Genomic DNA, 24038 nt, shown 5'->3' with positions numbered 1-24038 from the left:
CGCACACCACGGCCCCCAAGGTGTGATTTCCGCCAAGTGGCCGATTGACAACGGTGGTTTCGAGTCGGGCCGGATGGGGTCGGGTCGAGTGGCCGAAGGTGCGCGGGAGGCGTGCGGGTGTTCCAGGGCGATCCGCAGCGGCTCAGGCGGACGTGGCCGTCTCCAGCCAGTCCGCGTCGATCTCGCCCTCGGCCACGATCACGGCCGGGCCGGTCATCTCGATCTCGCCGTCGGGCCGCTCAGTGATCACCAGGGTGCCGCCGGGGACGTCCACGGTGTACGTGACGGGGGTGCCGGTGACCGTCGGGTCGGCGCCGTCGCGGCGGGCGGCGGCCACGGCGACCGCGCACGCGCCCGTGCCGCACGAGCGGGTCTCACCGGAGCCGCGCTCGTGCACGCGCAGTGCGACGTGCCCGGGGCCGCGGTCGACCACGAACTCGACGTTCACCCCGTCCGGGTACGCGGCAGCCGGGCTGAAGGGGGGCGGGGCGTACAGATCCCCGGCGTGGGCCAGGTCGTCCACGAAGGCGACCGCGTGCGGGTTGCCCATGTTGACGTTGCGCGCGGGCCAGCTGCGCTCACCGACGCTCACCGTGACGTCACCGTCGGGGAGGACGGCCTTGCCCATGCCCACGGTCACGTCCCCGTCCTTGGCGATGTGCACGGTCTTCACGCCCCCGCGTGTGGCGACCGCGAGGTCTCCCTCGGCCACATGACCGGCGCGCTGGAGGTAGCGCGCGAACACCCGCACGCCGTTGCCGCACATCTCCGCGATCGAGCCGTCGCCGTTGCGGTAGTCCATGAACCACTCCGCGTCGGCGGCCATGGCCTGCGCCTCCGGGTGCGCGGCGGACCGCACGACGTGCAGCAGCCCGTCACCGCCGATGCCCGCGCGCCGGTCGCACAGGGCGGCGACGGCGGCCGGGGGCAGGTCGATGACGTTCTCGGGGTCCGGGACGATCACGAAGTCGTTCTCGGTGCCGTGCCCCTTGAGGAAGGCGATCCGCGTGCTCATGCCTCGATCGTAAGGGGTGCCTGCGACAACGCCCCGGCGTGCCCGCGAGGGCGCTCCCGCGCCTCTGTGGCGATCAGCGCAGCCGGGCCACGCGCCACACGGCGAGCACCACCACGACGGCCACGAGCAGGGCGTACGCGAGGACGACCCGCCAGTCGGGTCTGCGGCCGGAGCCCTTCGCGGGCAGGCCCGGCCAGGTGTAGCCGACCCGGCGGGCGGCCATCATGCCCCAGCCGGCCGCGCAGGAACAGATCAGCAGGCCCAGCATGGCGATGACGGCCCCGCTGTCGCCGAAGTCGAAGGCGAGCGGGAAGGCGAACATCAGGGAACCGAGTGCCGCGAGGCCCACGATGGGCGCCAGCTGCCAGATGCGGAGCCGGCGCTGCGGGCGCAGCTCGACCTCGACCTCGTCGGCGAACATCTCGCCGGGCTCGGGGCCGTCGTCGGTCACACCCTGTGTCTCGTCGGGCCCGTCGGAGCTTAGGTGGTCCGCCTCCTGCTCGGGCGCGTCCCCGCGCTCCGTCCCCTCCCGCTCGGCGGTGATGTGATCGGTGCTTCGTGCGGTGTCGCGAGGGCCGGCCTCCATCGCCACGCGCCCTCCCAACTAGGACTCAACTCGGTCGATCGAAGCTCGATGATGGCACGCCGTCGAACGACCGGATGACGGCCTGGGCGTCCCGATGCCATGACGTGATCAGGCTGTAACCGGTCGTTCGACCAAGGACAGCGCCAGCTGCGGAAGTTCCGCGAGATCGGCCGCCGCCCCACTCAACCAGTGCACCCGCGGGTCGCGCCTGAACCAGGAATCCTGGCGGCGCGCGAAGCGCTTGGTGGCACGGACGGTCTCGGTCCGCGCGTCTTCGAGGGTGCACTCCCCGGCGAGCGCCGCGAGCACCTGCTGGTAGCCGAGCGCACGCGACGCCGTACGCCCTTCGCGCAACCCCTGCGCCTCCAGTGCGCGCACCTCGTCCACGAGGCCGGCGTCCCACATCCGGTCGACCCGGCGCGCGATGCGCTCGTCGAGCTCGGGGCGGGCCACGTCGACGCCGATCTGGAGGGTGTCGTACACCGAGTCGTGGCCGGGGAGGTTGGCCGTGAAGGGCTTGCCGGTGATCTCGATCACCTCCAGGGCGCGGACCACCCGGCGTCCGTTGCTCGGCAGGATCGCACGGGCGGCCTCGGGGTCGGCGGCGGCCAGACGGGCGTGCAGCGCACCGGAGCCGCGCAGCGTGAGTTCCTCCTCCAGGCGGGCGCGGACCTCGGGGTCGGTACCCGGGAACTCCAGGTTGTCGACGGCCCCGCGCACATACAGTCCCGAGCCGCCGACCAGGATCGGCCAGCGGCCCTCGGCGAGCAACGCCTCGATCCGTTCCCGGGCCAGGCGCTGGTACTCGGCGACGGACGCCGTGGCGGTCACGTCCCAGATGTCCAGCAGATGGTGGGGGACGCCGCCGCGCTCCTCGGGCGTCAGCTTGGCGGTGCCGATGTCCATCCCTCGGTAGAGCTGCATGGAGTCGGCGTTGACGACCTCCCCGCCGAGACGCTGGGCCAGGAAGACGCCCAGATCGGACTTTCCGGCTGCGGTGGGGCCGACGACGGCGATGACGCGGGGGGCGGGGGGTGCACTGCTCACCGCCCCAGTCTCGCAAACCTCCCACCCTGCTCTCGAACGAGTTACGTGACGCCACGGCCGCGGGGTCGTTGCCCGTTGCGAGGTTCCTGCCGCCGGATCGCGAGGGCGGTGGCCCGGGCCGCGCAAACGGACGCACCGGGCAACGCGGGATTTCGCCCGCACGAGTAACGTATGGAGTGAATATGGGCGTTTTGGCACGAATTCTTCGGCGGTCGAAGGCCACGGCGGAGACGCCTGCGGCCGAAGGTCAGACGGACACGGCCCAGGCCGCTCCCGAGACCGAGGCGGCCGGGACCGCGGAGGCGAAGGGCGAGGACGCGGCCGGGGAAGCGGCCGGGGAGGCTGCCGAAGCCGCCCCGGAGGCCAACGAGCCCGAGGTCGCCGACATCCCCAAGCAGCAGTCGACCGACAAGGCGGCCGACAACGAGGCCGGTGAGGGCGCCCGTACGTGACCGCCCCGCGCCAGGGAAGGTGAGCCATGGGTCTCCTGGACAACGTGAAAGCCAAGCTGGGCCCGGCCAAGGGCAAGGTCTCGGACCTCGCACAGCGGCACGAGGACAAGATCCACCACGGTCTCGACAAGGCCGCGCAGGCCGTCGACAAGAGGACCAAGGGCAAGTACAGCGACAGGATCCAGTCGGGTACGGGCCGGGCCAAGGGTGCCATGGGCCGGTTCGCGCACAAGGACGACGGCGAACCGGGCACGGGCGGCATGACGACACCCGGCACGGGCGGCACGACGTCGCCCGGCGCGAGTGGCACGACGACGTCGCCCGGCACGGGCGGCACGACTCCACCTCCGGCCGCGGGCGCCACCCCGCCGCCGGAGGGGCCACCGCCCACTTCCTGAGCGCGTCGGTATACGGAAAAGGCACATCGGCGGACGGCCGCGGAGCACGAGGGCTCCCGGCCGTCCGCCGTTCCCGTGCTTGCCGGGAGTACGGCATCCAACAAAGGGCGACCCGCGCCCGCTCCCCAGCTACGACCAGGTGGCCACGACGTATCCGACGCCGTACGGCGCGTCCTCGTAGAGCAGCGATCCGCCCAGGTCAGCGCTTTCGGCCGCGCCCGCCAGGACCTGCCAGGGGGCTCGGCCGGAGACCTTCAGCTCCTGGGCCAGCACGGGGTCGAGGCCGGCGAGCGCGGCCACGTCCGCCGCGCCGAGCGCCCGGGCGACCTCCGCGTCGAAGGGCGCCGCCCGTTCGTCCAGATAGCCCGGCGCCTTGAGGGTCCGGCACGCACTGGCATCCCCCATCACCAGCAGGGCCACCCGCTCGTCCCGGGCGGCGATGTCCCGCCCGGTCCGCGCGCACAGCTCGGGCGCGCACGACTCCCCCACCCCGAGTCCCTCGAGCGGGGCGTCGGACCACCCGGTGCGCTCCAGCAGCCAGGCGGCCACCGCCAGCGAGTACGGCAGTCGTGCTTCCGGGCGCGCGTTCCCGTCCGCTCCCAGCCGTACGTCCAGGTCGACGCCGAAGCCCCGGAACGACCCCCGGGCGCCCTCCGGGTACGGCTCGCACCCGGCACCGCCGACCGGGCCCACCACCACGAGGCGGCCCGGACGGGAGGCGGCGAGCACGCCCAGCGCGTCCGTGCAGGCGGCCCGGGCGGCGTCCAGTTCCGGGGCGGCGCCCGCCGCGACCTCGGGAATCAGGAGGGGCGGGCAGGGGCAGACAGCGGCGGCGACAAGCATGATCGGCAGGGTAACCCTCAGGAGCCGCCGTCACCGCACAGGGCGGCAGTGGCCCGGCTCAGTCGCAGCCGCAACCGCTCGCCACGGCGGGCTGCGGCGCGGGGGCGCCGATCTTGGGCAGGCCCAGCATCACACCGACGGGCTTGGCCTTCTCGGCGGCGTTCCGCTTCTCCCAGGCGTCGCCCGCGCGCGTGCGGCGCACGTCCAGCACGGCGCCCTCCGCGAGGAGGTGGTGCGGGGCGGCGTAGGTGATCTCGACCGTGACCACGTCGCCCGGGCGGACCTCCTGGTCCGGCTTGGTGAAGTGCACGAGCCGGTTGTCGGGGGCGCGGCCGGACAGACGGTGGGTGGTGTCGTCCTTGCGGCCCTCCCCCTCGGCGACCATCAGCTCCAGGGTGCGGCCGACCTGCTTCTTGTTCTCCTCCCAGGAGATCTCCTCCTGGAGGGCGACGAGCCGCTCGTAGCGCTCCTGGACGACCTTCTTCGGGATCTGTCCGTCCATCTCGGCGGCCGGGGTGCCGGGGCGCTTGGAGTACTGGAAGGTGAAGGCCTGGGCGAAGCGGGCCTCGCGCACCACGTGGAGCGTCTGCTCGAAGTCCTCCTCGGTCTCGCCGGGGAAGCCCACGATGATGTCGGTGCTGATCGCGGCGTGCGGGATGGCGGCGCGGACCTTCTCGATGATCCCGAGGAAGCGCTCCTGACGGTAGGAGCGGCGCATCGCCTTCAGGACCGGGTCGGAGCCGGACTGGAGCGGCATGTGCAGCTGCGGCATCACGTTCGGCGTCTCGGCCATGGCGGCGATGACGTCGTCGGTGAAGTCGCGCGGGTGCGGGGAGGTGAAGCGGACGCGCTCCAGGCCGTCGATCTTCCCGCAGGCGCGCAGCAGCTTGCTGAAGGCCTCGCGGTCGCCGATGTCCGAGCCATAGGCGTTGACGTTCTGTCCGAGAAGGGTGATCTCGGAGACGCCCTCGGCGACCAGGGCCTCGATCTCGGCGAGGATGTCGCCGGGCCGGCGGTCCTTCTCCTTGCCGCGCAGGGCCGGGACGATGCAGAAGGTGCAGGTGTTGTTGCAGCCGACGGAGATGGACACCCAGGCCGCGTAGGCGCTCTCTCGGCGGGTGGGGAGCGTCGAGGGGAACGCCTCCAGCGATTCGGCGATCTCGACCTGCGCCTCGTCCTGCACGCGGGCACGCTCCAGCAGGACCGGGAGCTTGCCGATGTTGTGCGTGCCGAAGACGACGTCCACCCAGGGCGCCCTCTTCACGATCGTGTCGCGGTCCTTCTGCGCCAGGCAGCCGCCGACGGCGATCTGCATGCCGGGACGGCTGGCCTTCTTCGGGGCGAGGTGGCCGAGATTGCCGTACAGCTTGTTGTCGGCGTTCTCACGCACGGCGCAGGTGTTGAAGACGACGACGTCGGCCTCGTCGGCGCCCTCGGGGGCGCGGACGTAGCCCGCGTCCTCCAGCAGCCCGGACAATCGCTCGGAGTCGTGGACGTTCATCTGGCACCCGTAGGTGCGTACCTCGTATGTGCGCGTGCCGCCCACTGACTGGCTCCGGTCGATGCTGCTCATGGGGACAAGGGTAGGCGCTCGGCGAACGTGGCCCGGCCGCCTGTGGACAACCGCCGTCCCGGGCTCAGGGTTCGATGAGTCCGGCCCTGATCGCGTACCGGGTCAGCTCCAGGCGGTCGCGCATGCCGAGCTTCTGGAGGAGGTTGGCGCGGTGGCGTTCGACGGTCTTGGCGCTGATGAAGAGGAGTTCACCGATCTCCTTGGAGGTGTGGCCCTCGGCGACCAGCTTGAGGATCTCCTCCTCGCGTTCGGTGATGGCCCTCTCCGGCAGGCCGTCTCCGCGGTGCAGCCGCTCCAGGTAGGAGCGGACGAGGGCGCGTTCGGCGCCCGGGTAGATGAACGGCTCGTCGCGCACGGCCGCCCGGCACGCCTCGACCAGGTCGCGGTCGGCGACCGACTTGAGGACGTAGCCGCTGGCCCCGGCCCGGAGCGCCTCGAAGAAGTACTCCTCGTTGTCGTACATCGTCAGGATCAGGATGTGCAGGTCGGGCAGTCGGCGGGAGAGTTCCCGGGCGGCCTGGAGGCCGGTCATCCGGGGCATGGCCACGTCCAGGACGGCGAGGTCGACCGGGGTCTCACGCGCGCGTGCGACGGCCTCGGCGCCGTCCCCGGCCTCGGCCACGACCGTGAGATCGGGCTCCCCGTCCAGGATGAGGCGTACGCCCCGGCGCACCAGGGTGTGGTCGTCGGCGAGCAGGACACGGATGGGTGGGGACATCAGCGGGGTCCTTCAGTCGCTGGTTCGCGCGGGGCGACCGGGATGCGCAGTCGTACGCCGGTGCCCCCGTCCGGCGCCGGTTCCAGGGTCAGGGCCGCGCCGATCAGCAGTGCGCGTTCGCGCATGCCCGTGATGCCGGAGCCCTCGGGGGCGTCGCCGAGGCCGGTGCCGTTGTCGCGCACGAGGAGTTCCACGCCGCCGGGGACGGGCTGGAGGCGGAGTTCGGCGCGGTCGGCCGCGGCGTGCCGGGCGGTGTTGGTCAGGCCCTCCTGGGCGACGCGGTAGACGACGAGTTCGGATTCGGGGGTCAGGGCGGGGAGCTCGCCGGTGATGTGGTGGCGCACGGTCAGCCCGTGGGTCGTGAACTCGCCGGCGAGCGAGCGCAGGGCGCTGGTCAGACCGAGTTCCTCCAGCACGCCGGGGCGCAGACGGCGGGCGATCCGTCGGATCTCGTCCAGGCCGGCCCGGGTCGCCTCCTGCGCCTGGCCCACCTCCTCGCGCAGGTCCTCCGGCGCCCGGTCGGCGACGCGCTTGAGCTGGAGGAGGACGGCGGTCAGGGTCTGCCCGACCTCGTCGTGGAGTTCCCGCGCGATCCGGTGCCGTTCGCTCTCCTGCGCGGACAGGGCCCGGGCGGCGCCCGCGGCCCGCTCGGCCTCCAGCCGGTCGAGCATCGTGTTGTACGTCGTGATCAGCCCGGCCGCCTCCGCAGGCCCCGCGACCACGGGCCGGGAGCCCGGACGCAGCAGGTCAGCGGTGGCCATGGCCCGGTCCAGTCGTTGCAGGGGCGCCAGGCCGAAGCGCAGCACGAGCGCGTTTCCGGCGAGCAGCAGCGCCAGACCGCCGAGCAGGACGAGGGCCTCGCCCGCGAGGACGGGGGTGGACACGGTGACCGGGCCGAGCAGCAGCGCGGTGGCCACGACCAGGCCGGCGGCGTTGAGCGAGAAGATCCGCCAGAACAACGACACGCTTGTGGATCCGCTCCTTCCCGCCCTCGCGCAGTGCACCGCCCCGTCCAGCCTCTCCGGCGACCGGCCACCGCGTATATCCGTCACGACACCCATGTCGTCACCGTACGGCCGGATGGGAGCATGCGGAGTTGGACCGTCCGATGATCGGCACCGCTCATCAGGCCGACAAAGTGCGACGACCAAGACCAATCGAACGAACAAGACGGACAAGGGGAAGCAACGTGTCAGCTCCGCGCCTGAGGGCGACGCCACTACCGGGTATCGGGGTCCAGTACGACCTGGAGACCCGGGAACACCGCCATCTGTCGGTGGTGGCGCACCGCGACGGCACGCGCACGGTGAACGTCTACCGGTCCGACGATCCCGACTCCTGCGCGCACTCCCTGCGGCTGACCAGCTCGGAGGCGGGTTCGCTGATCGACGCGCTGAAGCCCTCCCACCACAGCCCGAGCCTGCTGTACACCACGGACCTGGGGCTGGTCGCCGAGCGGATCGAGGTGCCCGCGACCTCGCGGTGGAACGGGCGGGTGCTGGGCGACATGCGGATGCGGACGGAGACGGGTGCGTCGGTGGTGGCCGTGCTGCGCCGGGCCGAGGCCATCCCGTCGCCCGCGCCGGACTTCCGGCTGGCCGGCGGGGACACGCTGATCGTCGTCGGGACCCGTGAGGGCGTCGACGCGGCCGCGACCATACTCGGGCGGGAGTGAGCCCTTGCACTCCGCGGTTCTGCTCATCGAGTTCGGTTCCATCATCCTCGGCCTCGGCCTGCTCGGCCGGTTCGCCGCCCGGTTCCGGCTCTCCCCGATACCCCTGTACCTCCTGGCCGGTCTGGCCTTCGGTGAGGGCGGTCTGCTGCCGCTGGGTGCGAGCGAGGAGTTCATCGCCACCGGCGCGGAGATCGGCGTCATCCTGCTGCTGCTGATGCTGGGCCTGGAGTACACGGCGAGCGATCTGGTCTCCAACCTCAAGACCCACTACCCGTCCGGTCTGGTGGACTGCGCCCTCAACGCGCTGCCCGGGGCGGCCGTGGCGCTGCTGCTCGGCTGGGGGCCGGTGGCCGCGGTCGTGCTGGCCGGTGTCACCTGGATCTCGTCGTCGGGCGTGATCGCGAAGGTGCTGGGCGATCTGGGCCGGGTCGGCAACCGGGAGACGCCGGTGATCCTCAGCGTGCTGGTGCTGGAGGACCTGGCGATGGCGGTGTACCTGCCCATCGTCACGGCGCTCGTGGCGGGGGTCGGGCTGATGGCCGGGAGCGTGACCCTGGCGATCGCGCTGGGCGCGGCCGGACTCGTGCTGTTCCTGGCCCTGCGCTACGGCAGGGTCATCTCGCGGTTCGTCTCCAGCGACGACCCGGAGAAGCTGCTGCTGGTCGTGCTGGGCCTGACGATCCTGGTCGCGGGTGTCGCGCAGCAGCTCCAGGTGTCGGCGGCGGTGGGGGCCTTCCTGGTGGGCATCGCGCTGTCGGGGGAGGTCGCCGAGGGTGCGCACACCCTGCTGAGCCCCCTGCGTGACCTGTTCGCGGCGGTCTTCTTCGTCTTCTTCGGGCTGCACACCGACCCGTCGAGCATCCCGCCCGTCCTGCTGCCGGCCCTCGGACTGGCCGCCGTCACCGCGCTGACGAAGATCGCCACCGGTTACTGGGCGGCCCGGCGGGCCGGGATCTCGGTCAAGGGCCGGTGGCGGGCGGGCGGCGCGCTGGTGGCCCGCGGTGAGTTCTCCATCGTCATCGCCGGCCTGGCGGTCTCGGCCGGCATCGAACCGTCCCTGGGCCCCTTGGCCACGGCCTACGTCCTCATCCTGGTGGTCCTGGGCCCCCTCACCGCGCGCTACACCGAGCCGGTGGCGAGCTGGTGGACCCGCCGCCGCGAGCCCCACCGCCCGGAGCCCCTACCCCGGGCGACGGAGGCCGAGGCGCCGGTTGCCGATTGAGGAGGGCCGGGGTGTGGGGTGGGGTGGGGTGGGTGTGAGCCGGGCGGCTTGATGATCTTGTCCGAGTGACCCGAGACGCCCCGGCCGCCCGAGCCAGGGGGCAGCGGGGCAGCCCCGGAGCCCGGCGTCGGAGGTCGTCACTCCCGTTCAGGCCTCCCCACCCGGCACCCACCCCTGCCTGCGCAGCACCCCCGATACGTCCGGTGCCTCGTAGTGGTCGCCCTTGAGGACCTTGCCGTCCTCGCGGCGCGAGACCACGCCGTCGGGCCCGATCTTCGTCATGTTGGAGCGGTGGATCTCGGCGAGCACCGCGTCGAGGTCGATGCCGTGCACCAAGGCGGTGCCGTACGCGACGTAGACCACGTCGGCCAGCTCGTGGGCGAGCCGGTCGAGGGGGCCGTTCACCGACACTTCGGCCACCTCCGCCGCCTCCTCGGCGAGCAGTTCGCCACGGTGGGCCGCGAGCTCCGGCGACACCTCCGTCGGTGTGGTGCGGGCGTCCAGCTCGAAGGCGCGGTGGAATTCACGGACCAGGTCGGCGGGCGAAGAGCTCATGGGGGCGACTGTAGTGGCGGCCACCGACACTCCCCCGCCCCCGTCTGTGACCCCCACCCTGGTCACAGGGGCACCCCGGCTGGCAGGATCGCCCGCATGTCCAGGACGTTCCCCCCGATCGGCAGAAGCCGGGCCCTGCAGGTCGGCGCCGCCGCCCTCGTGGTCCTCGGTCTGCTGCTGTGGTGGCTGCGTCCCTGGGCCGAGGAGCCGCCGGGCGGGACCATCAGGTTCAGCACGGGCACCCGCGCGGGGGTCTACCACGAGTACGGCGAACTGCTGCGCACCGAGATCGACAAGGACATGCCCGACCTGAACGTGCGGCTGATGACCAGCGCCGGCTCCCAGGAGAACGTCGCCGACGTGGCGACGGGGAAGGCCGACTTCGCCATCGCCGCGGCCGACGCGGTCGCCACGTACAAACTCGGCGACGCCCCGGACGCCGACCGGCTGCGCGGCGTCGCGCGTCTGTACGACGACTACGTCCAGCTCGTCGTACCGCCCGACTCGGACATCCACTCCGTCGCGGACCTGCGGGGCAAGCGCGTGGCCATAGGGCTGCCCGACTCCGGTGTCCGGCTGATAGCCAACGGTGTGCTCAAGGCCGCCGGCATCGATCCGCAGAAGGACATCAAGCCGTCGTCGGACGGCATCGACACCGGACCGCGGCGGCTGGGACGCGGCCTCGACGCCTTCTTCTGGTCGGGCGGACTGCCCACGGACGGGCTCAGCCGCTTGGCCAAGAAGTCGTCCTCGGCGTTCCGGTTCGTGCCGATCGACGCCACGCTCGTGGCCAAGCTGCACGACCAGGGTGGCGCCACGCGCTACTACCGGGCCACCAAGATGCCGGAGTCGGCCTACCCCACCATCCAGCGCGGCGACCCGGTGCCGACCCTGGCGGTGTCCAACCTGCTGCTCACCCGCAGCGACGTGGATCCGCGGCTCACCGAATGGCTGACCCGTACGGTGCTGGACAGCCGGGACCTCATCGGCGCGACCGTCCACTCCGCCCAGTTGGTCGACGTCCGCACGGCGATCTACACCGACCCCCTGCAACTGCACGTCGGCGCCCAGCGCTACTACCAGTCGGTCAAGCCGTAGGGCACTCTTCCCGGGGCGCCGTCACGCCGTCGGCGCCGACCTCGGCACCGCCACCGTCACCTTCAGCCCGTGCGGCTCGTGGCGGTCGAACGTGATCGAACCGCCGCCCGCCGCCAGCAGCGCGCGTGAGATGGACAGGCCCAGCCCCGAGCCCTTCACATTCTGATGCCGGCCGCTGCGCCAGAAGCGGTCGCCGACCCGGGCCAGCTCCTCGTCCGTGAGGCCCGGGCCCTGGTCGGTGACGACGACGGTGGAGAGGTCGCCCCGGGAAGCGACGGTCACCTCGACGGTCCGGTCCTCGGGCGTGAACTTCACCGCGTTGTCGATCACCGCGTCCAGCGCGCTGGACAACGCGACCGGGTCGGCCCAGGCGGTCGTCGGCGGGCAGTCCCCGACCAGGCGCACCCCCTTGGCCTCGGCGGTGGGGGCCCAGGCGGCGAGGCGTTCGGCGGTCAGCTCGCCGATGTCGGTGATCCGCAGATCAGCGTCGGTGTGCTCGGCCAGCGCCAGATCCAGCAGGTCGTCCAGGACCTGCGCGAGGCGCTTGCCCTCGGCCTGGACCGAGGCGATCTCCTTGTTGCCCTCGGGCAGTTCGAAGGAGAGCAGCTCGATGCGCAGCAGCAGCGCCGCGAGGGGATTGCGCAGTTGGTGCGAGGCGTCGGCGACGAAGGCGCGCTGCTGCTCCAGCACGTCCTCGACGTTGTCCGCCATCTCGTTGAACGACCTGGCCAGGCGCCTGAGTTCCGGCGGCCCGCCCGCGGCGGCGACCCGGGACTTGAGCCGCCCGGTGGCGATGTCGTGGGTGGTGGCGTCCAGGACCCGTACGGGCTTGAGCACCCAGCCGGTCAGCCGCAGGGCGGCACCGACGGCCAGCAGCATCGCGGCGAACTCGCCCGCGCCGATGACCAGCCAGCCGTGCAGCGTGCGGGAGCGCAGCTGTCCCGTCGGCGAGTCCGTGACGACGACCGCGACGACATCGCCGTCGCGGATGACCGGCGAGGCGACCACGAGGTTGCGACGCTGCCAGGGCCACACCTGCTTCGGGTCGTGGCTGCGGCGGCTGAGCAGCGCCTCGGCGAACGCGTCCCGGACCTCGCCCTCCTGCGGCAGGGACCACTGGGCGGGGGCGAGGGCCATGGCACTGCCACTGCGGTAGAAGACACCGGAGCGGATGCCGTAGACCTCGTAGTAACTGGTCAACTCACTGCTCAGGGTGGCCAGGCGCTCGTTCTCGAACGCGTCGGCGGTACCGTCGGGCGAGTCGGTGACGAACTGGGCCAGGGCGGCAAAGCGAGCCGTGTCGTCGATCCGGTCGACGACGACCTTCTGCTGCTGGGCGCCGGCCAGGCTCACGGCGAGCGGGACGCCGAGCGCGAGCAGCACGGCCGCCATCAGGACGATGAGCAGCGGGAGAAGACGAGTGCGCACCCGGCCCCGCTACCCGGCAGGCGCGACGAGCCGGTAACCGACTCCGCGGACGGTCTCGATGAGGGCCGGCATGCGCAGCTTGGCGCGCAGGGACGCGACGTGCACCTCCAGGGTGCGTCCGGTCCCCTCCCAGCTGGTCCGCCACACCTCGCTGATGATCTGCTCCCGGCGGAAGACCACTCCGGGCCGCTGCGCGAGCAGGGCCAGCAGGTCGAACTCCTTGCGGGTCAGCTGGATCACCGACCCGTCCACGCTGACCCGGCGGGTGGGCAGCTCGATGTGCACCGGGCCGAGTCGCAGCTGGGTCTCGATGCCGCTGGAGGTGTCCTCGTGGGAGGTGCGCCGGCTCACCGCGTGGATGCGGGCGAGCAGCTCCCCCGTGTCGTAGGGCTTCACGACGTAGTCGTCGGCGCCCAGGTTGAGGCCGTGGATGCGGGACCGCACGTCGGAACGGGCGGTGACCATGATCACGGGGGTGCTGGTGCGCTTGCGGATCTTGCCGCAGACCTCGTAACCGTCCTGGTCGGGCAGGCCGAGGTCGAGCAGGACGACACCGAAGCAGTCGCTCTCGGGCACGAGTGCCTGGAGGGCCTCCTCACCGCTGCGCGCGTGCGTGACGTCGAACCCGTGCCGCGCCAGAACCGCCGACAGGGCGGCGGCGACATGGTTGTCGTCCTCGACGAGCAGCAGTCTCATCCGGGCCCCCTTCGGTTCACTGGTCGTACGATCTAGATGTGTACACAAACGGGTGCACGCGCGCGCGTGCACCCTGTGCAGTCACGCTGATGGACGAGGACGGCGTCAAGAGGGTTCCGGTTGCGGGCCGCTTCCGTTACCCGGCTGGTATCAGCGCCGCTCCAAGTGCTACGACACGTGTCCGATTGCTATCGGATCGTGATGCTCAGATTCCCCTCAGATGTAATGACGCAGGTCGTAGAGGGTTACTACTGTCCTCCGAAACCGAGGAGGACGGAGCCTGAGAGCGATGACCGAAGTATCGGTGGCCAAGGAAGATGTGGCCGCGACCGGAGAACTGGTCGTCCTGAAGAGCGTCAACAAGCACTTCGGCGCGTTGCACGTACTCCAGGACATCGACCTGACGATCGCCCGCGGTGAAGTCGTGGTGGTCATCGGGCCCTCCGGGTCCGGCAAGTCCACCCTGTGCCGCACCATCAACCGCCTGGAGACGACCGACTCCGGCTCGATCACCATCGACGGCAAGCCGCTGCCCGCCGAGGGCAAGGAACTCGCCAGGCTGCGCGCCGACGTCGGGATGGTCTTTCAGTCCTTCAACCTCTTCGCGCACAAGACCGTGCTCGAGAACGTGATGCTCGGCCAGATCAAGGTCCGCAAGAAGGACAAGAAGGCCGCGGAGGAGCGGGCCCGTGCCCTGCTCGACCGGGTCGGCGTGGCCGCCCAGGCCGACAAGTACCCGGCGCAGCTCTCCGGCGGCCAGCAGCAGCGTGTCGCCATCGCCCGGGCGCTGGCCATGGAGCCGAAGGTGATGCTCTTCGACGAGCCCACCTCCGCGCTCGACCCCGAGATGATCAACGAGGTGCTGGAGGTCATGCAGCAGCTCGCCCGCGACGGCATGACCATGATCGTCGTCACCCATGAGATGGGTTTCGCACGATCGGCCGCAAACCGCGTGGTGTTCATGGCGGACGGCCGAATCGTCGAGGAGGCTGCGCCCGACCAGTTCTTCAGCAATCCGCGCAGCGACCGTGCCAAGGACTTCCTGTCGAAGATCCTGCACCACTGACGGCGCGGGTCGCGTTCGACGCGCCCCCCGTGTCGCCCGCCCCTTGAGGGCCCGCATCTCTTCACCAGCCAAAGGATGTTCACCATGAAGCTCCGCAAGGTCACCGCCGTCTCGGCCACCGTCTTCGCTCTCGCCCTGACCGCCACCGCGTGCGGCGGCGACAAGAACGAGGGTGGCTCCGGTTCCGGCGACGGCAAGACGATCACGGTCGGCATCAAGTTCGACCAGCCCGGCCTCGGCCAGAAGACGCCGCAGGGTTACGCCGGCTTCGACGTCGACGTCGCCACGTACGTCGCCAAGAAGCTCGGTTACAAGGCGGATCAGATCGAGTGGAAGGAAGCGAAGAGCGGCGACCGCGAGACCATGCTCCAGCGTGGTGACGTCGACTTCATCGCCGCCACCTACTCGATCACCCCGGAGCGCCAGGAGAAGGTCGACTTCGCCGGCCCGTACCTGCTGGCCCATCAGGACGTGCTGGTCCGTGCGGACGACGACTCGATCAAGTCGCCGTCGGACCTCAACGACAAGAAGCTCTGCTCGGTGACCGGCTCGACCTCGGCGCAGAACGTCAGGGAGAAGCTGGCCCCGAAGGCCGACCTTCAGCAGTACCCGACGTACTCGGCCTGCCTGACCGGTCTTCAGAACAAGGCGATCGACGCGCTGACCACCGACGACTCGATCCTCGCCGGTTATGCCGCCCAGTCCCAGTTCAAGGGCAAGTTCAAGCTCGGCGGCTTCAAGATGACCAACGAGAACTACGGCATCGGCGTCAAGAAGGGCAGCGACCTCAAGGACAAGATCAACAAGGCCCTTGAGGACATGGTCGCCGACCAGGCCTGGCAGAAGGCCGTGGACAAGAACCTCGGCCCCGCCAGCTACAAGAACGAGCCCGCGCCGAAGATCGGCGACATCAAGAGCTGAGGCAACGCCTGACGGGTGCGCCGCCCTCCGGGGCGGCGCACCGGGGCATCCCTATACGCGGAAGCGCGGGAGATCGTGTTCGACTTTCTGAGTGACTACGACATCCTGGGAGCCTTCTGGACGACGGTGCAGCTCGCCCTGCTCTCGGCCGTCGGCTCCCTGATCTGGGGCACAATGCTGGCGGCGATGCGCGTCGGCCCGGTGCCACTGATGCGCGGTTTCGGGACCGCCTATGTGAACATCGTGCGGAACATCCCGCTTACCGTGATCATCCTGTTCACCTCGCTGGGCCTGTACCAGACCCTGAACATCACCCTCGGCGCCGAAAGGTCGGAGACGGCCAACTTCCGACTCGCCGTACTGGGCCTGATCGTCTACACCTCCGCTTTCGTGTGTGAGGCGCTGCGCTCCGGCATCAACACGGTGCCGGTCGGTCAAGCGGAGGCGGCCCGCGCGATCGGACTGAGCTTCTCGCAGGTACTGCGGCTGGTTGTCCTTCCGCAGGCGTTCCGCTCGGCGGTCGGCCCGTTGACGAACGTCCTGATCGCGCTCACGAAGAACACCACGGTGGCCGCGGCGATCGGTGTAGCGGAAGCGGCGCTTCTTATGAAGGAGATGATCGAGAACGAGGCGCAACTGCTGCTCATCTCGATGATCTTCGCCTTCGGTTTCGTGGTGTTGACGCTGCCGACCGGCCTGATCCTCGGCTGGGTGGGCAAGAAGGTGGCGGTGAAGCGATGAGTGCCCTGCTATACGACGCTCAGGGGCCCCGCGCCAAGCGGCGCAACGTCCTGTTCACCGTCCTCTTCCTGGTGGCTCTCGCGGCCGTGCTGTGGTGGCTCTACAGCACCCTCAAGGAGAAGGGTCAGCTCGAGTGGGTGCTGTGGGAGCCGTTCTTCACCAGCTCCGAGCCCTGGACGACGTACATCTGGCCGGGCTTGCAGAACACGCTCAAGGCCGCAGTGCTTTCCGTGATCATCGCGCTTCCGCTCGGTGCGGTCTTCGGCATCGCCCGGCTGTCGGACCATGCCTGGATCCGGATCCCGGCCGGCGTGGTGGTCGAGTTCTTCCGGGCCGTCCCCGTGCTGATCCTCATGATCTTCGGGCTCGCCCTGTTCGCCGAGTACACCAACGTCTCGTCCGACGACCGTCCGCTGTACGCGGTCGTCACGGGTCTGGTGCTGTACAACGCCTCGGTTCTCGCGGAGATCGTCCGGGCGGGCATCCTGTCCCTGCCCAAGGGCCAGTCCGAGGCTGCCATGGCTATCGGCCTGCGCAAGAACCAGGAGATGCGCCTCATCCTGCTGCCGCAGGCGGTCACGGCCATGCTGCCGGCCATCGTCAGCCAGCTCGTCGTCATCGTGAAGGACACCGCTCTCGGTGGCGCTGTACTGACCTATTCCGAGTTGCTCGCCTCGGCGAACACGATGAGCGGCTACTACGGCGCCAACACGATCGCCAGCTTCACGGTCGTCGCCGTCATCTTCATCGCCCTCAACTTCGCCCTCACCACCTTCGCCAGCTGGCTGGAGCGCCGCCTGCGGCGGGCGAAGAAGTCGACGGGTGCGGTCGTGGGCGTGGATGATTTGGCGACCGGAGGCCAGGCCGGCGGTGGCGGCGCAGCCGCCTGACGCTCTCTCACCTCACGTGACACACTCAGGGGCAGTGGCATGATCGCCACTGCCCCTGGTCACTTGACGCAAGCACCGGCAATAGGTTGCATACGTTCTGTGATCGTGCACCCTGCTCCACCTTCCTGTTCACCCACGTCTCTCAGGACACCACCGCGGGCAGGGGGCGCCACGCCGTGGACCCGGTGATCATCGTCGGGGCGGGGCCCGTCGGGCTCACGCTCGCCCTCGCGCTGGCCCGTCAGGAGGTGCCCTGCGTCGTCCTCGACGAGGGCTCGGGCAAAGACGAACCCCGTGCGGCACGCACCGTCGTGCTGCGCGAGGACACCACCGCGCTGATGGAACGGCTGACCGGCCTCTCCCTCGCCCGGGCCGGTGCGTACTGGGCCGGATGGCGGTCGATGCGGCGCAAGCAGGTGATGCGCGAGATCGTCTTCGACGACACCGAGCCCGCCCCCCTGCACATCGCTCAGCACGTCCTCACCGACGCCCTGCGCGCGGCCCTCTCGGGCGAACGGCTCGTCAAGGTCGCTGTGGAGAGCCGTCTCGACGGCCTCGAACAGGAGCCCTCAGGCGTCACGGCCCACACCCGTGGCCCCAAAGGCACCTGGTGGCGCGGCAGTTATCTGGTCGGTTGCGACGGCCCCCGCTCGACCGTCCGCAAGCTCCAGGACATCCGCTTCCCTGGCCGTACGGCGGTGGAACGTCACGCCGTCGCCGCGCTCCGCACCGAACTGCCCTGGCACGACGAGGCCTTGTTGCACCGTCTACCGCCCTGGCGCACGTCCGGCCCCTCGGCCGGCGAGGTCACCGCCCGCCCGCTGCCGGACGGCGTCTGGCGTCTGGACTGGCTCCTGCCCCCCGGCAAGGACCTGGTCACCCCCGAACTGCTGCTCACCCGCATCCGGGAGACCCTGGCCGGCTGGGCGGGCGGCACCACACCGCCGTACGAATTGCTGGACACCGGTGTCCACACCGTCCACCACCGGCTGGCCCGGCGCTGGCGCGCCGACCGGGTGTTCCTCGCCGGGGACGCGGCCCATCTGCTCGGTGCGCTGGGCACGCACGGGCTCGACGAGGGGCTGCGGGACGCCGACAACCTCGCCTGGAAACTGGCCGTGGCCTGGCACCACGGGCCGCACGAGGCGCTCCTCGACAGCTACCAGACGGAACGGCGGGCGATCGTCTCCGCCCGGCTGCGCGCCGCCGACCAGGCGCTGCCCGTGCTGCGCGGTGGTGGCGGCCTGCGCGCCGTCGTGCCCGGCTCGTCCCGGGGCCACGACGCCCTGCTCACGGAGGGTCACCTGGGGCAGGGCCAGCTCGGCGCGCCGGGGGCGTACGCCGACTCGCCGCTCGCGCCCCGGGACCTCGAAGGGGAGGTCCCGGTCGTCACGCCGCTCGGCGCACCGGTCACCGATGTCCGGGTCACCGCGGAGGACGGCACCTTCGTACGGCTGCGCGACCGGCTCGGCCGTGGCGCGCTGCTCGTGGTGCTGGTCGCGCCGGGCACCGGTGTCTGGGAGCGCAGGCACTGGGTGAGCGCGGGCATCATGCCGCAGCTCGCGGCGGCGGTCACGGCCCTGCCGTACCCCGCCGAGCTGCTCGTCGCCGAGAGCTACCCGGGGGCCGCCGCGCACACGGTGCTTCTGGTGCGCCCCGACGGGCACCTCGTCACCGCGCTGGGCGGCGTGCGCCCGGCCGACCTGTACGCGGCGGCGGAGGCCACGATGGGCGGGCCGGTGCAAGCGCAGGAAGAGGCCGGGGCGTCGGCCGGCTCCCGCTGACGCCCGGCCCGGACGACGGGCTCACTGTCACGGTGCGTCCGCATGGTGACAGTGAGTTGACCGGCCCGGAGGGTCATGGTGTACTCCGGTGCGTGACCGACACCTGTGTGCGCCTGTGGCGGAGGGTCCATATGGACCTCCTCCGTTACGCGGGCTGCGTGTGTCGCCCGTCCTGCTGACTTCGCTCCCCCTTCCCCTGTGCGCCGCGCCGCGCTCTGTCCGTCGGCTGCCGCGCCTTGCTCGCGAACCCTCATCAGGACCTTCAGGACGGCACCCGTGTCTGTATCCCCTTCCGCGACTCCCTCTGTCTCCTCCGAGGCAGCTCCCACCCAGGCCGACCTCTACGACTTCGTCCGGCGCACGGCCGCCGACACCGAGCTGATCGACTCCCTGCCACTGGACCCGGAGGGCCGCACATGGGTGCGGCTGGACGGGCCCGGCGGCAGCGAAGCATGGCTGATCGGCTGGCCGCCCGGCACCGGCACCGGCTGGCACGACCATGCCGACTCGGTGGGCGCCTTCCTGATCGCCTCCGGCGAGCTCAAGGAGAACTCGCTCGCCGCACGGCTGCCCACCGACGGCTGGAAGACTCTGGAACTCACCGAGGACGTGGACCGGCAACGCCGGCTGCGGGCCGGCCAGGGCCGCGCCTTCGGAAGGCACCACGTCCACGAGGTGCTCAACGAGTCCCCCGACCGGCACGCGATCTCCGTCCATGCCTATTACCCGCCGCTGCCGCAGATCCGCCGCTACAGCCGCAGTGGCCCGATCCTGCGCCTGGAGCAGGTCGAGCGGCCGGAGGACTGGCAGTGAGCACCGCACCCGGACCGGACGGTCAGGCCCTCGGATCACCGGTGGGCATCGACGAGTTGCTGGCACGCGTCCGCGCGGGCTACGAGCGGATCGAACCGCAGCAGGCGTACGAGGCCGCTCAGGCCGGCGACGCGCTGCTGGTCGACATCCGCTACGCCGCCCTGCGCGAACGGGGCGGCCTCATCCCCGGCGCCCTGGTCGTCGAACGCAATGAACTGGAATGGCGCCTCGACCCGCAGGGCAGCCACCGCCTGCCCGAGGCGACGGATCACGCCCTGCGCGTCGTCGTGATCTGCAACGAGGGCTATGCCTCCAGTCTGGCCGCCCAGTCGTTGCACCAGCTGGGCCTGCGCCGGGCCACGGACCTGGTCGGCGGGTTCCAGGCCTGGCGGAGGGCCGGGTTGCCGGTGGAGGGCTAGCCACCGTCCGGGACGGGCGCAGCCCCGGCCGAGCGCGTCGCCGTCACCCGCCCGTCCCTCAGAACCCCTCATCCCCGGGAAACTCCGTGTCCTCGCCCTCCTCCTCCAGCGCCTGGCGCACGACCCGTAGGGACATGCCCTCGGGGTAGCCCTTGCGGGCGAGCATGCCCGCGAGGCGGCGGAGGCGCTTGTCGCGGTCGAGGCCGCGGGTGGAGCGGAGCTTGCGCGCGACGAGCTCGCGCGCGGTCGCCTCTTCCTGCTCGGAGTCGAGCTGGGAGACGGCTTCGTCGATCAGCGTGGAGTCCACGCCCTTGGTCCGCAGCTCCCGGGCGAGCGCGCGCCGGGCCAGCCCTCTGCCGTGGTGGCGGGACTCCACCCAGGCTTCCGCGAAGGCGCTGTCGTTGATGAGGCCGACCTCTTCGAACCTCGACAGCACCTCCTCGGCAGCGTCGTCCGGGATCTGCCGTTTGCGCAGCGCGTCGGCGAGTTGCCTCCGCGTCCGCGGGGTCCCGGTGAGCAGGCGCAGGCAGATGGCCCGAGCCCGCTCGACCGGGTCCCCTGGAGGTGCCTCCTGCTCGGCCCTCGACGAGGAGAGGGCACCTCCGTCCTCGGCATCGGCAGCCGCTTCCCCGAAGCCACGCCGACGACGGCGACGACCGCCCTTCGGCCCACCGTCACGCGAGCCGCCCCCGATGCGTGAGCCGCCCCCGTGCGGCCCGGTGTCGTCGCCGTACTGCCGGTCACCCTCGGGGGGCATGGGCCCAAAGCCGTCCTCCCCGTCCATGGCCGGGTCCGGGGCGCCTCCGGTACCCCTCCCCCGTGGGACACCGGACGCGTACTCGTGCTCCGCCCAGTCGGTTCGCCGTGTCACGGGTCAGCTCTTGGCTGCGGCGGCCTTGGACTTGGCGGTCTTGGCCGGTGCGGGGGCGGGAACGGCCGGGGTCGCGTCGGCCGGTGCGGCGGCGGAGTCCGCGGCGTCGGTGCCCGGCTCGGCAGCCGGCTCGGCGGGACGCACACCCACGCCCAGCTTCTCCTTGATCTTCTTCTCGATCTCGTTGGCCAGGTCGGGGTTGTCCTTGAGGAAGTTGCGCGCGTTCTCCTTGCCCTGGCCGAGCTGGTCGCCCTCGTACGTGTACCAGGCGCCGGCCTTGCGGACGAAGCCGTGCTCCACGCCCATGTCGATCAGGCCGCCCTCGCGGCTGATGCCGTGGCCGTAGAGGATGTCGAACTCGGCCTGCTTGAAGGGCGGCGCGACCTTGTTCTTGACGACCTTGCAGCGGGTGCGGTTACCGACCGCGTCCGTGCCGTCCTTCAGGGTCTCGATGCGGCGGATGTCGATGCGCACCGAGGCGTAGAACTTCAGCGCCCGGCCACCGGTCGTGGTCTCCGGCGAGCCGAACATCACGCCGATCTTCTCGCGGAGCTGGTTGATGAAGATCGCGGTGGTCTTGGACTGGTTGAGCGCGCTGGTGATCTTCCGCAGGGCCTGGCTCATCAGGCGAGCCTGCAGACCGACGTGGCTGTCGCCCATCTCGCCCTCGATCTCCGCGCGCGGGACGAGCGCGGCGACGGAGTCGATGACGATGAGGTCGAGGGCACCGGAGCGGACCAGCATGTCCACGATCTCCAGGGCCTGCTCGCCGTTGTCCGGCTGGGAGAGGATGAGGTTGTCGATGTCGACGCCGAGCTTCTTCGCGTACTCGGGGTCGAGCGCGTGCTCCGCGTCGACGAAGGCGACCTGGCCGCCGGCCTTCTGCGCGTTCGCCACCGCGTGCAGGGTCAGGGTGGTCTTACCGGAGGACTCCGGTCCGTAGATCTCCACGACGCGGCCGCGGGGCAGGCCGCCCACGCCGAGGGCCACGTCCAGGGCGGTTGAGCCGGTCGGGATGACCTCGATGGGCTCGTTGGTCCGGTCGCCCATGCGCATGACCGCGCCCTTGCCGAATTGCCGTTCAATCTGTGCGAGTGCGGCATCCAGGGCCTTCTCGCGGTCGGTTCCTGCCATGGGTTCCACCCGATTTGCTTGAGTCGATCGCTTCACGTCAAAGACGCTAACGCCTGCCACTGACAATGCGCCCCGACGCACGTCCGGCCTGTGGATAACTCGGGCACTTCTCCACCCAAAGTATGTCGAAATGCCCTTCGTTGAGCCGTGCCGGTGCCCCAATGAGAATAGATGTTCGATTTTCGTGTCAAGCGCGCCACGCGGCGCCGCGCATCCGGCGAGCGGCGGCCTCGTGGAGGCCGCGACGCAGGAGGACCCGGACGGCTCAGGCCGTTCAGGAGGAGGTCGAGCCGCCCGTGGAGTCGTCGTCCGCGGACCGCTCGGCGCCCGGCCGCCGCGCCCACATCCCTCGCGCGCGCGTGAGCAGACCCGGGCCCTCTCCCCCGCGGCGGTGACCGTGGACCCGGGGATCGTCCGTGACGTCGTAGCGCTTCACGTACGCCCCGAGGAAGGCCTGGAGCGTGGCGATGGCGGGGATGGCGATCAGCGCGCCGACGGCACCGAGCAGTGCGGTACCGGCGATGACCGAGCCGAAGGCGACCGCGGGGTGGATGTCGACCGTCTTGGAGGTCAGCTTGGGCTGCAGCACGTAGTTCTCGAACTGCTGGTAGATGACGACGAAGACCAGGACCCACAGCGCGTACCAGGGGTCCACCGTGAACGCGATCAGCATGGGCAGGGCACCCGCGAGATAGGTGCCGATGGTGGGGATGAACTGGGACACCAGCCCCACCCACACGGCCAGCACGGGCGCGTAGGGCACGTCCAGCGCCTGGAGCAGGATGAAGTGGGCCACGCCGGAGATCAGCGCCATCAGGCCCCGGGAGTAGATGTAGCCGCCGGTCTTGTTCACGGCGATCTCCCACGCGCGCAGCACCTCGGCCTGGCGGGCGGGGGGCAGGACCGAGCAGATCGTGCGGCGCAGTCGCGGGCCGTCCGCGGCGAAGTAGAACGAGAACAGGCCGATCGTGAGCAGCTGGAAGAGTCCCCCGATGACCTGGGCGGACACGTCCAGGACGCCGGTGGCGCTGTTCTGGACGTAATTGCGCAGCCAGTCGGAGCGCAGGAGGCCCTCCTGGATGTCGACGCGCTTCAGGTCGGTCTTGAAGTGCGTGTTGATCCAGTTGATGACGGAGTCGAGGTAGCCGGGGAAGCCCTCGATCAGCTTGATGATCTGGTCCGCGAGGACGGATCCGAGCAGGGTGACGAAGCCGGCCGAGACGATCATCACGCCGATGAAGACGATGAACGTGGCCAGTCCTCTGCGCATGCCGCGGGAGGCCATCCAGCTCACCGCGGGCTCTATGGCGAGTGCCAGGAAGAACGCGATGAGGATGTTGATCAGCAGGCCGGTGAGCTGGTGGAAGGCCCAGCTGCCCAGCTGGAACGCGGCGACGAGGGCGAGCGCGAGCACCAGGGCACGCGGCAGCCAGCGCGGCATGCGGCCGTTCGCCCCGGCCCCGCCGACCGGAGGCCGGGCGGGCGGCGCCGTGCCGGAATCTGAGGGCTGCGGGGCTGCCTGCCCGGTCTCGTCAGTGGGTGCCACGGTCCAAGTCTCGCCCACGTCACCGACAGCCGTGCGCCCGGCTGCGATCTTCGTGCCCGGTCGGCGCTCTGCGACCGAGCCGCTCCGGCCCGTCGCCGGTGATCTGCGAGCGCTCCGCCCAGCCGCTGATGCGCCGCCGAACCACTCCGCCCCCACCGGCGCTCCGCCGAACCACTCTGCCCCCACCCCACCGGCGCGCCGCGAACCTCTCCGCCCGGCCATCGGCGCGCCGCGAACCTCTCCGCCCGGCCATCGGCGCGCCGCGAACGCCTCGCCGCCGGCTGTCCGAGGGGCCGGCGTGCCGGTCAGCGGCCTCCGGGGCCCGGGGGCAGGGTCAGCGCCTCTCCCGGGGCACGTCCATCACCGCGCAGACCACCTGCCAGACCTCCTTGGCGTCCCAGCCGGCCTCCAGCGCCCCGTGCACCGTGCGCCCGCCCAGCTCCGACATCACATGGTCGCGCGCGAAGGTTTCGGCGTAGCCGGGACCGAAGTGCTCCGCCATCCGCTGCCAGAAGACCGTCAACCGCATGACTCCAGTATCCCGCCC

Annotated in this window: 27 protein-coding genes; 13 read left to right on the top strand and 14 right to left on the bottom strand. The window is 70.9% G+C overall.

Features of this window, described 5'->3' with window-relative positions:
• Window positions 1–142: 142 nt before the first annotated feature.
• From dapF to miaA, 3 genes are all read right to left on the bottom strand, one after another.
• Window positions 143–1015 carry a diaminopimelate epimerase gene (dapF, locus tag AB0I06_RS28545; protein WP_363121702.1) on the bottom strand — a complete coding sequence of 291 codons (873 nt, stop codon included), beginning with the start codon at window positions 1013–1015 and terminating at the stop codon, window positions 143–145.
• Window positions 1016–1088: 73 nt separating this feature from the next.
• The gene (locus tag AB0I06_RS28540) at window positions 1089–1601 is read right to left on the bottom strand and encodes a hypothetical protein (RefSeq protein ID WP_363121775.1); all 513 of its coding nucleotides are present in this window, start codon (window positions 1599–1601) and stop codon (window positions 1089–1091) included.
• A 108-nt stretch (window positions 1602–1709) separates the two neighbouring features.
• Window positions 1710–2648, bottom strand: a complete 939-nt coding sequence (gene miaA, locus AB0I06_RS28535) for a tRNA (adenosine(37)-N6)-dimethylallyltransferase MiaA (protein WP_363121701.1) — start codon at window positions 2646–2648, stop codon at window positions 1710–1712.
• Window positions 2649–2830: 182 nt separating this feature from the next.
• On the opposite strand from miaA, the gene AB0I06_RS28530 reads away from it, so the two are divergent.
• Both AB0I06_RS28530 and AB0I06_RS28525 read left to right on the top strand, forming a co-directional pair.
• The gene (locus AB0I06_RS28530) at window positions 2831–3100 is read left to right on the top strand and encodes a hypothetical protein (RefSeq protein ID WP_363121700.1); all 270 of its coding nucleotides are present in this window, start codon (window positions 2831–2833) and stop codon (window positions 3098–3100) included.
• A gap of 26 nt (window positions 3101–3126) precedes the next feature.
• Entirely contained in the window at window positions 3127–3498 is a 372-nt protein-coding gene (locus AB0I06_RS28525; RefSeq protein WP_363121699.1) for an antitoxin, read from the top strand.
• A gap of 129 nt (window positions 3499–3627) precedes the next feature.
• Here AB0I06_RS28525 and AB0I06_RS28520 read toward each other — a convergent pair whose 3' ends face one another.
• The 4 genes from AB0I06_RS28520 to AB0I06_RS28505 form a co-directional block, all read right to left on the bottom strand.
• Window positions 3628–4341, bottom strand: coding sequence for a class III extradiol dioxygenase subunit B-like domain-containing protein (locus AB0I06_RS28520; protein ID WP_363121698.1), 714 nt, complete (start codon window positions 4339–4341; stop codon window positions 3628–3630).
• 58 nt (window positions 4342–4399) lie between these two features.
• Entirely contained in the window at window positions 4400–5914 is a 1515-nt protein-coding gene (miaB, locus tag AB0I06_RS28515) for a tRNA (N6-isopentenyl adenosine(37)-C2)-methylthiotransferase MiaB (RefSeq protein ID WP_363121697.1), read from the bottom strand.
• A gap of 64 nt (window positions 5915–5978) precedes the next feature.
• On the bottom strand, window positions 5979–6632 hold the full coding sequence (locus AB0I06_RS28510) for a response regulator transcription factor (protein WP_363121696.1): 654 nt from the start codon (window positions 6630–6632) through the stop codon (window positions 5979–5981).
• Window positions 6632–7597, bottom strand: coding sequence for a sensor histidine kinase (locus AB0I06_RS28505; protein ID WP_363121695.1), 966 nt, complete (start codon window positions 7595–7597; stop codon window positions 6632–6634). The genes AB0I06_RS28510 and AB0I06_RS28505 overlap by 1 nt, the downstream gene beginning before the upstream one ends.
• A gap of 224 nt (window positions 7598–7821) precedes the next feature.
• Here AB0I06_RS28505 and AB0I06_RS28500 point away from each other — a divergent pair, with 224 nt between their 5' ends.
• Complete coding sequence (locus AB0I06_RS28500) at window positions 7822–8307, top strand: TrkA C-terminal domain-containing protein (RefSeq protein ID WP_363121694.1); 486 nt, start codon at window positions 7822–7824, stop codon at window positions 8305–8307.
• A 4-nt stretch (window positions 8308–8311) separates the two neighbouring features.
• Window positions 8312–9529, top strand: coding sequence for a cation:proton antiporter (locus tag AB0I06_RS28495; RefSeq protein ID WP_363121693.1), 1218 nt, complete (start codon window positions 8312–8314; stop codon window positions 9527–9529).
• Between the two features lie 147 nt (window positions 9530–9676).
• Here the strand turns inward: AB0I06_RS28495 and AB0I06_RS28490 are convergent, their stop codons facing one another.
• The gene (locus AB0I06_RS28490; RefSeq protein ID WP_363121692.1) at window positions 9677–10084 is read right to left on the bottom strand and encodes a MazG nucleotide pyrophosphohydrolase domain-containing protein; all 408 of its coding nucleotides are present in this window, start codon (window positions 10082–10084) and stop codon (window positions 9677–9679) included.
• A 96-nt stretch (window positions 10085–10180) separates the two neighbouring features.
• Between AB0I06_RS28490 and AB0I06_RS28485 the strand changes: the two genes are divergently transcribed.
• Window positions 10181–11182 carry a TAXI family TRAP transporter solute-binding subunit gene (locus AB0I06_RS28485; RefSeq protein WP_363121691.1) on the top strand — a complete coding sequence of 334 codons (1002 nt, stop codon included), beginning with the start codon at window positions 10181–10183 and terminating at the stop codon, window positions 11180–11182.
• Between the two features lie 21 nt (window positions 11183–11203).
• Here the strand turns inward: AB0I06_RS28485 and AB0I06_RS28480 are convergent, their stop codons facing one another.
• Both AB0I06_RS28480 and AB0I06_RS28475 read right to left on the bottom strand, forming a co-directional pair.
• On the bottom strand, window positions 11204–12610 hold the full coding sequence (locus AB0I06_RS28480; protein ID WP_363121690.1) for a HAMP domain-containing sensor histidine kinase: 1407 nt from the start codon (window positions 12608–12610) through the stop codon (window positions 11204–11206).
• A 9-nt stretch (window positions 12611–12619) separates the two neighbouring features.
• On the bottom strand, window positions 12620–13306 hold the full coding sequence (locus tag AB0I06_RS28475) for a response regulator transcription factor (RefSeq protein WP_363121689.1): 687 nt from the start codon (window positions 13304–13306) through the stop codon (window positions 12620–12622).
• A 289-nt stretch (window positions 13307–13595) separates the two neighbouring features.
• Here AB0I06_RS28475 and AB0I06_RS28470 point away from each other — a divergent pair, with 289 nt between their 5' ends.
• From AB0I06_RS28470 to AB0I06_RS28435, 8 genes are all read left to right on the top strand, one after another.
• Window positions 13596–14372, top strand: a complete 777-nt coding sequence (locus AB0I06_RS28470) for an amino acid ABC transporter ATP-binding protein (protein WP_363121688.1) — start codon at window positions 13596–13598, stop codon at window positions 14370–14372.
• Window positions 14373–14456: 84 nt separating this feature from the next.
• Window positions 14457–15293 (top strand): glutamate ABC transporter substrate-binding protein, encoded by an 837-nt coding sequence (locus AB0I06_RS28465; RefSeq protein WP_363121687.1) that lies wholly within the window; start codon window positions 14457–14459, stop codon window positions 15291–15293.
• Window positions 15294–15368: 75 nt separating this feature from the next.
• Window positions 15369–16034 (top strand): amino acid ABC transporter permease, encoded by a 666-nt coding sequence (locus AB0I06_RS28460; protein ID WP_363121686.1) that lies wholly within the window; start codon window positions 15369–15371, stop codon window positions 16032–16034.
• A complete protein-coding gene (locus AB0I06_RS28455; RefSeq protein ID WP_363121685.1) occupies window positions 16031–16924 on the top strand; it encodes an amino acid ABC transporter permease in 894 nt (297 codons plus the stop codon). Before AB0I06_RS28460 ends, AB0I06_RS28455 begins: the two co-directional genes overlap by 4 nt.
• 176 nt (window positions 16925–17100) lie before the next feature.
• Window positions 17101–18708, top strand: a complete 1608-nt coding sequence (locus AB0I06_RS28450) for an FAD-dependent monooxygenase (RefSeq protein ID WP_363121684.1) — start codon at window positions 17101–17103, stop codon at window positions 18706–18708.
• A 32-nt stretch (window positions 18709–18740) separates the two neighbouring features.
• A complete protein-coding gene (locus AB0I06_RS28445; RefSeq protein ID WP_363121683.1) occupies window positions 18741–18887 on the top strand; it encodes a putative leader peptide in 147 nt (48 codons plus the stop codon).
• 97 nt (window positions 18888–18984) lie between these two features.
• The gene (locus AB0I06_RS28440) at window positions 18985–19521 is read left to right on the top strand and encodes a cysteine dioxygenase (RefSeq protein ID WP_363121682.1); all 537 of its coding nucleotides are present in this window, start codon (window positions 18985–18987) and stop codon (window positions 19519–19521) included.
• On the top strand, window positions 19518–19940 hold the full coding sequence (locus tag AB0I06_RS28435) for a rhodanese-like domain-containing protein (RefSeq protein ID WP_363121681.1): 423 nt from the start codon (window positions 19518–19520) through the stop codon (window positions 19938–19940). The genes AB0I06_RS28440 and AB0I06_RS28435 overlap by 4 nt, the downstream gene beginning before the upstream one ends.
• Before the next feature lie 58 nt (window positions 19941–19998).
• Here the strand turns inward: AB0I06_RS28435 and recX are convergent, their stop codons facing one another.
• The 4 genes from recX to AB0I06_RS28415 form a co-directional block, all read right to left on the bottom strand.
• Complete coding sequence (recX, locus tag AB0I06_RS28430) at window positions 19999–20811, bottom strand: recombination regulator RecX (protein WP_363121680.1); 813 nt, start codon at window positions 20809–20811, stop codon at window positions 19999–20001.
• 3 nt (window positions 20812–20814) lie between these two features.
• Entirely contained in the window at window positions 20815–21945 is a 1131-nt protein-coding gene (gene recA / locus AB0I06_RS28425) for a recombinase RecA (RefSeq protein ID WP_363121679.1), read from the bottom strand.
• A 274-nt stretch (window positions 21946–22219) separates the two neighbouring features.
• Window positions 22220–23491 (bottom strand): AI-2E family transporter, encoded by a 1272-nt coding sequence (locus AB0I06_RS28420; protein WP_363121678.1) that lies wholly within the window; start codon window positions 23489–23491, stop codon window positions 22220–22222.
• A gap of 334 nt (window positions 23492–23825) precedes the next feature.
• A complete protein-coding gene (locus AB0I06_RS28415) occupies window positions 23826–24020 on the bottom strand; it encodes a DUF3046 domain-containing protein (RefSeq protein ID WP_363121677.1) in 195 nt (64 codons plus the stop codon).
• Window positions 24021–24038: the final 18 nt, after the last annotated feature.

Origin of the sequence: Streptomyces sp. NPDC050674, assembly GCF_040654575.1 — a bacterium.
Taxonomy (GTDB): domain Bacteria; phylum Actinomycetota; class Actinomycetes; order Streptomycetales; family Streptomycetaceae; genus Streptomyces.
The sequence above is the reverse complement of the archived record's forward strand: the minus strand, read 5'-3'. Positions and strand labels throughout refer to the sequence as shown.

Coding starts and splice junctions, on each gene's coding strand:
- AB0I06_RS28520 (WP_363121698.1), bottom strand. CDS start 4,341: ATGCTTGTCGCCGCCGCTGTCTGCCCCTGCCCGCCCCTCCTGATTCCC.
- AB0I06_RS28510 (WP_363121696.1), bottom strand. CDS start 6,632: ATGTCCCCACCCATCCGTGTCCTGCTCGCCGACGACCACACCCTGGTG.
- recA (WP_363121679.1), bottom strand. CDS start 21,945: ATGGCAGGAACCGACCGCGAGAAGGCCCTGGATGCCGCACTCGCACAG.
- miaB (WP_363121697.1), bottom strand. CDS start 5,914: ATGAGCAGCATCGACCGGAGCCAGTCAGTGGGCGGCACGCGCACATAC.
- AB0I06_RS28475 (WP_363121689.1), bottom strand. CDS start 13,306: ATGAGACTGCTGCTCGTCGAGGACGACAACCATGTCGCCGCCGCCCTG.
- AB0I06_RS28455 (WP_363121685.1), top strand. CDS start 16,031: ATGAGTGCCCTGCTATACGACGCTCAGGGGCCCCGCGCCAAGCGGCGC.
- AB0I06_RS28470 (WP_363121688.1), top strand. CDS start 13,596: ATGACCGAAGTATCGGTGGCCAAGGAAGATGTGGCCGCGACCGGAGAA.
- AB0I06_RS28465 (WP_363121687.1), top strand. CDS start 14,457: ATGAAGCTCCGCAAGGTCACCGCCGTCTCGGCCACCGTCTTCGCTCTC.
- AB0I06_RS28485 (WP_363121691.1), top strand. CDS start 10,181: ATGTCCAGGACGTTCCCCCCGATCGGCAGAAGCCGGGCCCTGCAGGTC.
- AB0I06_RS28530 (WP_363121700.1), top strand. CDS start 2,831: ATGGGCGTTTTGGCACGAATTCTTCGGCGGTCGAAGGCCACGGCGGAG.
- dapF (WP_363121702.1), bottom strand. CDS start 1,015: ATGAGCACGCGGATCGCCTTCCTCAAGGGGCACGGCACCGAGAACGAC.
- AB0I06_RS28490 (WP_363121692.1), bottom strand. CDS start 10,084: ATGAGCTCTTCGCCCGCCGACCTGGTCCGTGAATTCCACCGCGCCTTC.
- AB0I06_RS28525 (WP_363121699.1), top strand. CDS start 3,127: ATGGGTCTCCTGGACAACGTGAAAGCCAAGCTGGGCCCGGCCAAGGGC.
- AB0I06_RS28415 (WP_363121677.1), bottom strand. CDS start 24,020: ATGCGGTTGACGGTCTTCTGGCAGCGGATGGCGGAGCACTTCGGTCCC.
- AB0I06_RS28540 (WP_363121775.1), bottom strand. CDS start 1,601: ATGGAGGCCGGCCCTCGCGACACCGCACGAAGCACCGATCACATCACC.